This window comes from Gemmatimonadales bacterium, assembly GCA_036279355.1.
Lineage (GTDB): Bacteria > Gemmatimonadota > Gemmatimonadetes > Gemmatimonadales > GWC2-71-9 > DASQPE01.
The window spans coordinates 25239-35701 of sequence record DASUJH010000032.1 but is presented as its reverse complement, the minus strand read 5'-3'; the positions used below and the strand labels follow the sequence as shown (position 1 = coordinate 35701).

The window sequence follows — 10463 nt, the reverse complement described above, 5'->3', positions numbered from 1 at the left end:
ATCGGCCGCGAGGACGGCGCCGAAGCGCTTGGTGAATTGCTCGTACGCGATCATCGCGCGCCCTCCACCGGTGCCGCGGCCGGCCGCCGGACCAGCGGGCGCGGATCCTCCACCCGCGGCACGTCGAACACGGGAAACGCGTCCTCCGCCCACGAGAGGGCGCGCGCCGCGAGCGTGCCGGAAAAGAGATCGAGCGCCGGGCGCGCGGCGGCGAGCGTCGCGTACGCGTCGCCTGCGCGGTAGGGCCGGTCGCCGACGCCGTCGCGGTCGAGGTCGAATACGCGGGGATCGCTCCAGAAATTGCCGCGCCCGTCGAGCGCCCACGCGTTCTCGCCCGTGCCGAGCACCTTGCGCACGGCCACGCGATTGTCCGCGAATACGTTGCCGGTGAACGTGTTCCCCTCGGCGCTCGCCAGGAGGTCCACTCCGATGCCGTTGCCCGCGACGAGATTCTCCCGGAAGATCCCATGCGTCGCGCCGTCGAGGAAGAGCCCGGTGAGGTTGCCCTCGATCCGATTCCGCTCCGCCACCACCTGCTCCGCCGTCTGCAGCAGGATGCCGTAGGCGCGGTAGCCGACGTGCCGCGCGAACACGTTCTCGCGGAACGTGATCCGCTTCGAGAACATGATCGCGGCGCCGGCCGCGTTCCGCGCAAAGGTGTTCCGCTCGAACACGTTGTCGTCGGAGTACATGTAGTGCAGGCCGTAGCGCACGCCGGTCACCTCGTTGCCGGCAACCGTATTGCCGCTCGCGAAGGAGAAGTAGATCCCGTCGCGCGTTCCGGCGATGTGGTTCGCGGTGATGCGGTTGCCGGTCGAACCGAAGAGGTGGATTCCGTTGCCGCGCGAGGACTCGGCGAGGTCCGCGGCCCCGGTGATCCGATTGCGTGCGATCTCGGAGCCGTGGGTCTCGAGCAGATAGATGCCGTGCAACGGATCTTCGATCATGTTGTCCCGCACCGTCGCGCCGCGCACCTTCACCAGCTTGACCACCGCCTCGTCCCGATCGAGCGAGCGGCCGCTCCCCCGCAGGGTAAAGCCGGCAATCGTCACCGAATCCGCACTGATCGTGACCACGGTGCCCGAGCGCGCGCCGTCGAGGATGGCGCCGGGGTCGCCGAGGAGGGTCACCGGCCGCGTGATGACGATCCGTTCCCGATAGCGGCCGGCGCGCACCCGGACGGTGTCGCCGGGGCGTGCCGCGCCGAGCGCCGCGCCCACCGATGCGAATCCGCCGGGACCCACGACCAGCATCCGGGGCGCGTCGCCCCCGGTGCCGGCGAGCGCGAGCGCGGCAAGCGCGGCGAGCGGGTTCACGTCTTGCTCCCGGTGCGCGGCCCCGCGCCACGCACATCGCTCATCAGCACCAGCGTCACGAGGGCGCCGGCCACGAGGGGCAGGAACGTGCCCCACGAGAAGTACGCGTAGCTCGCGAACTGGGCGATCTGGTTCATGCCGAGCATGGGCGGAGTGAACGGCGCGATGTGGATCGCGGCCCGCGGGTCGAGGTCGTGCCCGAACTGGTAGAGGCGCGACGTCATCGACCAGAGCCCGTACCCGGCGAGCGCCGCCATGAGCGCGAGCGGAAGCACCACGGCCCAGAGTCGCCGGACGAACGCCGCGGCCACGCACGCGGCGGCCACGATCGCGAAGCCGATCGGCAGGAGCCTCAGCTCGAGGAACAGGCCGTCCGAGATCGGCGTCATGCCGATGTAGTGGTTCAGCATGTTGATCTCCGTGATGTCGCCCCGGATGTGGTCGGGGTACACGACCATCCGGAGACCATCCGGGTACTGCGTGCTCACGAGCGTCATCCCCCAGAGCGGGAGAAAGATCGCCGCCGCGGTCATAATGGCGGCGGTCACGAGCAGCAGGCGGCGGCGGCCGCGCACGAGCCGGGTCATTGCGTCTCCTCCTGCACCGCCAGGTCCCGCGGCGGTGCCGCGTGCATCTCACCCTGGTTGCCGGTGTAGAGCGCCATCATCCGCCCCGCCGGCACCACCTCGAGGTAGCCCTGCATCTCCTGGTGCAGCGCCGAGCAGAAGTTGGTGCAGTAATAGGGGTACACCCCGGACTTCCGCGCGACGAGCTTCACCGTCTTGGTCTCGCCGGGGTCCACCACGACGTTCCGGTCGAACGCGGTGATGCCGAATCCGTGGATCTCATCCCGCTCCTGCTCCGCATTGGTGATGTGGAGGATCACGGTGTCGCCCTCCTGCACCTGGATGCGGCTGGGCTCGTAGAAGCTCCGGATCGCGTACACCTTCCCCTCGACGGTGTGCGTGGCGGCGTTCCGCGTCACCTTCGCGTCCTTCGGCTGCCAGACCGCGTTGGGATCGCGGCTCTCCTCCTTCGGGTAGAACTCGATCGGCTTGAGGACCTCGCGGCGTACCAGCTGCGCGAAGTGCGGCTCGGGATCGGTGTACGCCTCGTAGATCATCGTCATCTTTTCGCCGGTGATGTCGATGAGCTGCGAGCTCTCCGGAATCGAGGGCCCGACGTTGAGGTGCCGTCCCCTCGACATCTTGTTCATCGCGACGAGGTAAGTGCCCTGGGGGTGCCGCGTATCCCCGCCGGCCACCACCAGGTGTCCGACGTTGAACTGCACCGGAATCTTGTCCACCACGAGCGACTTTGGATCGACGCCCGGGGCGTAGGGCGGGAGCTTCCACTTGGCGATCGCGCTCTCGACGTAGAGCGACGTGTAGGCGTAGCCCTTCCCGTCGAACTGGGTGTGCAGCGGACCGAGGCCCACCGGCACCTCCAGCATCAGCGCCGACTCGTACCGGATCACCGGAATGCCGTCTTCGTTGCCGCTGAACTCCCGCCGGGCGATGGCGTCCCGGATCCGGGCGAACGAAAAGACCGTCGACGTGGGCTGGAGCTTGCCGGAGCAGATGACGTAGTCGCCGCTCGGATCCACATCCACGCCGTGCGGGCTCTTCCCGCAGGGCAGCAGATACATGACTCCGGGCACCTTGGCCGGGTCGATCATCGGGACGCCGACCACCGGGGCGGTCTTGCCGGCCCGCATCGCCTGCTCCGCCGCCTTCCAGTTCACCACGGCGATGTAGTCCCGATCCTTGCGGGATGCGGTCTGCTCCAGTTTGCCGGTGGCGCGCTCGGAGTTGTACGACGTCCAGAACGCCCACCCGTCGGAGGCGCCCTTGCCCGTGGCGCCCAGGTCCCAGTCGAACGGCGGCGTCATGATCTGCCACCCGACGCTCATCGTGCCGTCCTTCGGGTCGATCCTGATGCCGGTAACCGCGCCATGGAACTTCGTCGCGTACTCCTCGAGCGGCGCGTACTCCGAGGCCCACGGCACCGAGAATCGGGTCGCGACCAGCACGTACTCCGTGTTGTTGGTGACCATGGACGAGCCGTGATTGCCCATCGTGTTCGGGATGGGCCCGAGGATCTGCCGGGTCTTGAAGTCGCGCAGGTCGATCCGCGCGATCCGGTTGTTCGCGTTGTCGTTGACGAAGAGCCAGCGCCCGTCGTAGTCGCCGTCGGTCTTGGAGAGCGCCGGATGGTGCACGTCGCCCCAGGTGAAGCCGCCGAGCATCCGCCGGCTCTCTTCGTCGTACCCATACCCGGTGCCCGGATAGGGAGCGAACACCGGAATCGTGGCGATATGGCGCATCGACGGCACGCCCGCCACGTACACCTGGCCGGAGTGGCCGCCGGAGTAGAACAGATAGTAGGTGTCCAGATCACCCGGCTTGATGTACGTGGCGAGAGCGGCGTTCCGGACGTCGGCCGTCGCCATGGCGTGCTGACCCGGGGGAACCGGCTTGATGCCGCCGCAGCCGGCCAGACCGGCCACGGCGAGCGCAACGGTCAATCCTGCGACGCGGGACATACGACGCTCTCCTTTCAGTCCTCGACCTCGAGCTCGCCCGTCATGCCGAGCGCCGCGTGCGGGTCGCATTGAAAGTGGTACTCGCCAGGCTTCAGGTTGACGGGGATGTCGAGCGTCTGGCCGGGGAGCTGCAGCATCTCGCTCGCGGGGGGCAGCCCCTCGGCGCCCGGATTCTTCTCGGCCGCGAAGTGCACGTTGTGCACGCCGCTCACCAGCGTGAACCGGAGCAGGTCGCCCGGATGGGCTTCGATCTCTTTCGGCGAGAAGTAGTTTCCCTGGTCGTCGCTGATCGCCTTCACCTCGATCACCTTGCCGGTGGGCACCGCCGCCGGCTCTGCCGCCGCCGCCGGCGCGGCGGGCGTGTCGGATGGGGCGTCCGCCGGCCTTTGACCGCCGCAGGCGGCGAGGACTGCCAGGGTCATCGGGATGACTCGGGACCGGTGCAGGGGCATCATCGTTCGACCTTTCTCGCGTGCGCGTCGCGTTCCGTGCTTCTCGGGACGGTGGTAGTATGATCCGCGCCGGTACACACGGCGATGAAGCGCGCAGGAAGGTCTCTTCATACTTCTCGCCGGCCGGGGAGGCTCGGAACGTCCGTGAATCCGCTCGTCCGCCGCTATCTCAAGACCGCAATCGTGTTCCTCCTTCTGGGCCTCCTGCTCGGCGGCTGGATGATCGTTCGCCGCGAGCTCTACGGGCGGTATCCGACGCCCTATCTCGTGAGCGCGCACACGCACCTGCTGCTCGTCGGGTTCGTGCTGATGATGGTGATGGGGGTGGCGCTCTGGATGTTTCCGCGGCCGGCGCGGGAGGACGTGCGCTACCGGCCCGAGCTCGCAGGGTTGGCCTACTGGCTCGTGACCGCGTCCACGGCGGTGCGCGCCTTCGGCGAGGTGACGCGGACAGCGGTTGGCAGCGCGGGCGCGCGCTGGGCGGTCGCGCTCGCCGGGATCGGCCAGATTGCGGGGCTTGCGGTGTTCTTCTACAACCTTTGGCCCCGGATCCGCTCGCCCGGCGCCCGCGCGCGGGAGGAGCGGCCGGGGCCGTAGGCGGACGGCGCGGCGGCCGCGGCCGCCCGCGCGTCAGTCCCGGTCGGGCGAGTCGGCGGGCGCGACGACCTGCGCGCCCGACCGGATCTCGGGGTGCCTGATCTGCCCGCCGAGGTTGGCGGTCCAGATCATCAGGGCGGTCACGGCGATGCCGGCCACGAGTGAAAGGCCGGCAAAGCCGTTCGCGATGGCCCTGCCGGCCCGATAAAGGACCAGCCCGGCCAATGCGATGAGGCCGAGGATCGTGGCCCCGATCGTCGCGACGAGCGCCGCATCTTCATGGCGATCGATGATCGCCTCGCTGATGCCGGGCACGTGCTCGACGGCGTGCTCCGCCGGCTCGCCGGTGAGGTACGTCGCCCACGCCGCAATGCCCGCGATCACGAAGACGACCAGCGCCGTCCGCCGGAGCGTGTCGTTGCGACGCGGGACGGCGGCGAGCAGGACGAGCGTGCCGAACAGCACGCCGAGCACGGGGACGTGGGTCAGCATGAGGTGGACGTGGACCAGGTTCATACGGCGCGAATCCTCCCGGTGAGTGGTGCTGTGGAGTCCGGCTCCGCGTTCAGAGCGGAATCCCGAGCACCGCGCATGGCGCGCGGTGGGCAAGCTGGCGCGCGACGCTCCCCGCCTCGAGCACGCCCGGCGGCCCGCCCCGGCGATATCCGACGACCAACGTGCGCGCGCCGGTCGCGTCGATTTCCGCGAGGATTTCGCGCACCGCTGCACCGCGGCGGATCCGGAGCGCGGCGCCGTCGCCGCCCAATGACTCTGCCAGGCTCAGGCTGCGGGCCGACGGCACCGACGCGGCGAGCTCCGGCGGCTCGTCGCCGCGGGCCGGCTCGACCGTGACGACGTCCAGCGCGGCGCCGATCGCGTCCGCGATCCGCCGGGCGGCCGGGTACACCCGGTAGCCGCGCTCGGTCCCGTCGAGCGCCACGAGCAGCCGCTCGGGAACGCCGAGCGGGCCCGGGACGAAGAGGAAGGGGACGGTGCTCCGCCGGGCCACGGCATCGGCGGTGTCGCCGACGAGAAGGCGCGTCGCCGCGGAGCGCTCCTTCCGTCCGAGCACCAGCAGATCGGCTTTCGCCTCCTCGGCGAACCGCGCGATCTCGATGCTCGGGACGCCCACCGCGGCCGCGCAGGCCGGCGCCGCCCACGTTGGCTCGCGGTCGAGCTCCGATTGCAGCCAGCGGTCGATACCTTCGGACACGAGGCTCCGGCCAAAGGCGGCTTCCGCCCCGCCGATTGCCGCGAGCGCCGGCGTCGCGCGCGGCTCGCCCACGCTGAGGATCGTCGTCCGCGCGCCCGCGCGCGCCCCCCAGCGGAGCGCCGTCCGGATCGCGACCCGGCTCGGCTCCGACGCGTCCGCGGCGACTACGAGCTCCATTTCCACCTCACGATTCTGCGTTCGATGGAAGCATCGCGAGGCGGACATGAAGGAACGATGAAAGCGATTAGAATTGGCCCATGCCCACCAGAACTCCCGACGCACCGATCAGCGCCGACGCCGCGCGGGCACGGCTCGAGAAGCTCGTGGCCGCAGGCGCGCTCCTCGCCTCGGAGCTTTCGCTCCACGGGGTGCTGGAGCAGACCGTCAACATCGCGGCCGAGGTGATCGGCGCGCGGTACGCCGCCATCGGCGTGCTGGCGCCCGACGGCAGGCTGCTGGAGAGCTTCACCACCCACGGCATCACGCCGGAGGAGCGGGCCCTGATCGGGCCGCCGCCCAAGGGACACGGCATCCTGGGTCTCGTGATCCGCGAGGCGCGGGTCATCCGGCTTCCCGACCTCACGCGGCATCCGGACTCCTATGGATTTCCGCCCCACCATCCGCCCATGCACTCGTTTCTCGGCGCGCCCATCGTCGGAAGGCGGGGAATCTTCGGCAATCTCTATCTCACCGAGAAGCTGGGCGGCGGCGAGTTCACCGACGACGACGAGCGCGTCATCGTGCTGCTCGCCGCGCAGATCGCGGCCGCCGTGGAGAACGCGCGGCTGCACGAGGACAGCGCGCGCCTGCTGGAGGAAGTGCAGCAGCTCCACCGGCTGCGGGAGCGCTTCTTCGCCATGGTGAACCACGAGCTGCGGAACGCGCTCGCCGCGACCTACGGCTGGGCCGAAATGCTGGTGCGCAAGAAGGACCCGACGACGGTGCCCGCCGCCGCGTTCGAGGTGCTCGATTCGGCCGAGCAGGCGGTGAAGCTCATCAACGATCTGCTCGACCTGAGCCGGCTGGACGAGGACCGGTTGCGGCCGGTGATCCGCGCGGTGGACCCCACCGCCGTCGTGCGGCGCGCCATCGGCCGCGTCACGCCGGCCGCCGAGGCGCGGCGCTCCACGCTCGCAACAGAGTTCGCGCCGGAGCTTCCGACCTGCCGCACCGATGCCAGCCGGCTCGAGCAGATTCTGGTGAACATTCTCGGTAATGCGATCCGCCACGCGCCCGAAGCCACCGAGGTGTGCATTTCCGCGGCCGCGGCCGGAGGCATGATCGTGTTCTCCATCGAGGATCAGGGAGCCGGCATCGCGCCGGACGACGTCGAGCGGATTTTCGACATCTACGTCACCAGGGCCACCGACGAGGGACATGGAGTGGGGCTCGGCCTGCCGCTGTCTCGCCGGCTGGCCCGGCTGCTCGGCGGCGAGCTCCGCGCCGTCGCGCGGCCCGGACGGGGCGGCTGCTTCGTGCTCGAGCTGCCTGCGGGCGCGAGCGAATGAAGAGTTCTTCAAGAGGGCTTCGGACCAGATTCATGAGACCCGGGTAGGTTTTGCCCCATGAAGGTTCTCGTGGTCGAGGACGACCGGAAGGTCGCGGGCTTCATCGAGCAGGGCCTCAAGGAGGAAGGCCACGTCGTCGACGTGGCGCCCGACGGCGACGAGGCGACGATGCTGGCGCACGTGTACGAATACGACGTCATCCTGCTCGACGTCGTCCTCCCCAAGAAGAATGGCTTCCAGGTTGCCACCGAGCTCCGGCGCGAGGGGCGCCGGACCCCCATCCTCATGCTCACCTCGCGCGACGCGACCGAGGACGTGGTGCGCGGCCTCGATGCCGGCGCCGACGACTACCTGTCCAAGCCGTTCCGCTTCGACGAGCTGCTCGCCCGCCTTCGCGCGCTGCACCGCCGCGGCGGCGCCGAGCGACTCGACGTGCTCCGCTACGGTCCCGTCACCCTCGACCGCCTGCGCCACCGCGCCACCGCGCGCGACAAGCCGCTGGACCTCACACCCAAGGAGTTCCAGCTCCTCGAGCACTTCCTGCTCCATCCGGAGGAGGTCGTGCGGCGCACCACGCTGCTCGAGAAGGTGTGGGACATGCACTTCGATCCCGAGAGCAACGTCGTGGACGTCCACGTCGGCAATCTCCGGCGCAAGCTTTCGGCGACGTCCGGCGAGCCCCTCATCCAGACGGTGCGCGGTGTGGGCTTCAGTCTTCGCCGGGGAGCCGATCCGGCGGAGGAGGCGGCCGGCGCGTGACCCGCGGGTGGGGCGGCGCGCTCCCCGCGGCCCCCTTCGCATTCATCATCGCGGGCCTCGCGGCCCGCTTCGGCATCGCGCCGGCGTGGACGGCCCGGATCTGGATGGCGGGGCTCCTCCTGACTGGCGCTCCGGTCGTCTGGGGCACGCTGCGCGGCATCTTCCTCCGGCGTTTCGCGGCGGACCTCGTGGCCACGCTCGCGATCGTGGCGGCGGTGGCGCTGCGCGATCCGCTCCCGGGCCTCATCGTCGTGTTGATGCAGACCGGCGGCGAGGCGCTCGAGCGCTACGCGCAGGGGCGCGCCTCGGACGCGGTGCGGCAGCTCGAGGAGGCCGCGCCCCGCCTCGCACACCGCGTCACGCCGAGTGGCGCGGCGGATGTGCCCGCCGAATCGATCGCCGCCGGCGAGCTGGTCCTGGTGCGCCCCGGCGAGCTGGTACCGTGCGACGGCGTCGTGGTAGGCGGCCGGTCGCATGTGGATACCTCACGCCTCACCGGCGAGCCGCTGCCGCGGAGCGCGGAAGCGGGAACGCAGCTCTCGAGCGGAATGCTGAACCTCGAGGGCCCGCTCACGCTCCGGGTCCTGGCGCCCGCGGGCGAGAGCCGGTACGCCCGCATCGTGGATCTCGTTCGGAGCGCGCAGGCGAGCAAGGCGCCGCTCCAGCGCCTGGCCGACCGCTACGCGGTCTGGTTCACGCCCTTCACGCTCGCCGTCTGCGCGCTCGCGTACGTCGCCTCGCACGACCCTATCCGGGTGCTCGCCGTGCTCGTCGTGGCGACGCCCTGTCCGCTCATCCTGGCGGCGCCCGTCGCGGTGGTGGGCGGGATCAACCGGGCGGCCCGTCGGCAAATAATCTTCCGCCACGGCACGGCGCTCGAGCAGCTCGGCGGCGTCTCGGTGGGCGTGTTCGACAAGACCGGCACCCTCACGATCGGGCGGCCGCGCGTGGCGCGCGTGATCGCAGTACCGCCCTTCACCGAGCCCGAGCTCCTCCGGCTCGCCGCCCCGGTCGAGCACGGCTCGAGTCACCTGCTGGCGCGCACGCTGGTGGAGGCCGCCACGGCGGGCGGCATCTCGCTCGCGGATGCGCACACCGTGGTCGAGACGCCCGGCCAGGGCATCGCGGGCGAGGTGGACGGGCGCGCGGTCGCCGTCGGAGGCTGGGCCTTCATCACCAAGCGGTACCCGCGCGCGGAGCCGGACCTCGCGGCCGTGCATCCGGACGGCGCCGGGCTCCGCGCCTACGTCGCGGTCGAGGGGCGCGCCGCGGGGATCGTCGAGTACGCCGATGCCGTCCGCCCCGGGCTCCCGGAGTTCTTCGCGCGGCTCCGCCGACTCGGCCTACGGCGCACGCTGCTCCTCTCCGGCGACTCCCAGGCAAACGCCGAGAGCGTAGCGCGCGCCGTGGGTATGGACGCGGCGGAAGGGGACCTCCTTCCGGAGGACAAGGTCGCGCGCGTGCAGGCGCTGGTGAAGGCGGGCGAGCGTGTGCTCATGGTGGGCGACGGAACCAACGATGCGCCGGCGCTCAGCACCGCGACCGTGGGCATCGCGCTCGCGTCGGGCGGGGGCGGCATCACGGCCGAAGCGGCCGATGCCGTCGTGCTCGCCGACGACCCCACGCGCATCGCCGAGGCCATCGCGATCAGCCGCCGCACAATGCGCATCGCGCGTCAGAGCATCTGGGTGGGCCTCGGCCTGAGTGGCGTGGCAATGGGGTTCGCGGCCGCCGGAGACATCCCGCCCACCGCGGGCGCACTGCTGCAGGAGTTGATCGACGTGGCCGTCATCCTCAATGCACTGCGGACAGCGGCCCCCGCGCGGGCGGCCGCCGCGGCCGCCTCGTCACGTTTGTGATGTGCGCGGCGGTCGTTGCCGCCACGCCCCCGCGCGCACGAGACATAGCCTCACCCACCCGACGTATGGTCCCCCCGCGTACCGCTCGCTATCCTTCGCCGCTCCCGAACCCATCGCCGCATTCGGCGGAATCCCGGCCCGGGCACGTCCCGGGTCGCCGCGCCGCGTCGCCGGCGTTCACCGACAGCAGCGCACCCACACCCTAAGTGGTGAA

Annotated in this window: 10 protein-coding genes; 4 read left to right on the top strand and 6 right to left on the bottom strand. The window is 70.6% G+C overall.

The window, feature by feature from the left end; genetic code table 11:
* Positions 1–50: 50 nt before the first annotated feature.
* From VFW66_08810 to VFW66_08795, 4 genes are read right to left on the bottom strand one after another with little or no spacing between them, the layout of a single operon-like run.
* A complete protein-coding gene (locus VFW66_08810; protein ID HEX5386784.1) occupies positions 51–1316 on the bottom strand; it encodes a nitrous oxide reductase family maturation protein NosD in 1266 nt (421 codons plus the stop codon).
* Positions 1313–1903, bottom strand: coding sequence for a hypothetical protein (locus VFW66_08805; GenBank protein ID HEX5386783.1), 591 nt, complete (start codon positions 1901–1903; stop codon positions 1313–1315). Before VFW66_08805 ends, VFW66_08810 begins: the two co-directional genes overlap by 4 nt.
* On the bottom strand, positions 1900–3861 hold the full coding sequence (nosZ, locus tag VFW66_08800; protein HEX5386782.1) for a Sec-dependent nitrous-oxide reductase: 1962 nt from the start codon (positions 3859–3861) through the stop codon (positions 1900–1902). The genes VFW66_08805 and nosZ overlap by 4 nt, the downstream gene beginning before the upstream one ends.
* Before the next feature lie 14 nt (positions 3862–3875).
* The gene (locus VFW66_08795) at positions 3876–4283 is read right to left on the bottom strand and encodes a plastocyanin/azurin family copper-binding protein (protein HEX5386781.1); all 408 of its coding nucleotides are present in this window, start codon (positions 4281–4283) and stop codon (positions 3876–3878) included.
* Between the two features lie 174 nt (positions 4284–4457).
* Between VFW66_08795 and VFW66_08790 the strand changes: the two genes are divergently transcribed.
* Positions 4458–4910, top strand: a complete 453-nt coding sequence (locus VFW66_08790) for a cbb3-type cytochrome c oxidase subunit I (protein HEX5386780.1) — start codon at positions 4458–4460, stop codon at positions 4908–4910.
* A gap of 33 nt (positions 4911–4943) precedes the next feature.
* Here VFW66_08790 and VFW66_08785 read toward each other — a convergent pair whose 3' ends face one another.
* Both VFW66_08785 and VFW66_08780 read right to left on the bottom strand, forming a co-directional pair.
* Complete coding sequence (locus VFW66_08785) at positions 4944–5426, bottom strand: DUF2231 domain-containing protein (protein ID HEX5386779.1); 483 nt, start codon at positions 5424–5426, stop codon at positions 4944–4946.
* Between the two features lie 49 nt (positions 5427–5475).
* Positions 5476–6300, bottom strand: a complete 825-nt coding sequence (locus tag VFW66_08780; protein ID HEX5386778.1) for a universal stress protein — start codon at positions 6298–6300, stop codon at positions 5476–5478.
* An 80-nt stretch (positions 6301–6380) separates the two neighbouring features.
* Between VFW66_08780 and VFW66_08775 the strand changes: the two genes are divergently transcribed.
* The 3 genes from VFW66_08775 to VFW66_08765 are packed head-to-tail and all read left to right on the top strand — an operon-like array spanning position 6381 to position 10249.
* The gene (locus VFW66_08775; GenBank protein HEX5386777.1) at positions 6381–7631 is read left to right on the top strand and encodes an ATP-binding protein; all 1251 of its coding nucleotides are present in this window, start codon (positions 6381–6383) and stop codon (positions 7629–7631) included.
* A 57-nt stretch (positions 7632–7688) separates the two neighbouring features.
* Positions 7689–8390: a response regulator transcription factor gene (locus tag VFW66_08770; GenBank protein ID HEX5386776.1), complete on the top strand. Its 702-nt coding sequence runs from the start codon at positions 7689–7691 to the stop codon at positions 8388–8390.
* The gene (locus tag VFW66_08765; GenBank protein ID HEX5386775.1) at positions 8387–10249 is read left to right on the top strand and encodes a heavy metal translocating P-type ATPase; all 1863 of its coding nucleotides are present in this window, start codon (positions 8387–8389) and stop codon (positions 10247–10249) included. Before VFW66_08770 ends, VFW66_08765 begins: the two co-directional genes overlap by 4 nt.
* Positions 10250–10463 lie beyond the last annotated feature (214 nt).

Bases quoted from the DNA above. Each gene is read 5' to 3' on its own strand.
- VFW66_08805 (HEX5386783.1), bottom strand. From the start codon at position 1,903: ATGACCCGGCTCGTGCGCGGCCGCCGCCGCCTGCTGCTCGTGACCGCC.
- nosZ (HEX5386782.1), bottom strand. From the start codon at position 3,861: ATGTCCCGCGTCGCAGGATTGACCGTTGCGCTCGCCGTGGCCGGTCTG.
- VFW66_08795 (HEX5386781.1), bottom strand. From the start codon at position 4,283: ATGACCCTGGCAGTCCTCGCCGCCTGCGGCGGTCAAAGGCCGGCGGAC.
- VFW66_08785 (HEX5386779.1), bottom strand. From the start codon at position 5,426: ATGAACCTGGTCCACGTCCACCTCATGCTGACCCACGTCCCCGTGCTC.
- VFW66_08780 (HEX5386778.1), bottom strand. From the start codon at position 6,300: ATGGAGCTCGTAGTCGCCGCGGACGCGTCGGAGCCGAGCCGGGTCGCG.
- VFW66_08775 (HEX5386777.1), top strand. From the start codon at position 6,381: ATGCCCACCAGAACTCCCGACGCACCGATCAGCGCCGACGCCGCGCGG.
- VFW66_08770 (HEX5386776.1), top strand. From the start codon at position 7,689: ATGAAGGTTCTCGTGGTCGAGGACGACCGGAAGGTCGCGGGCTTCATC.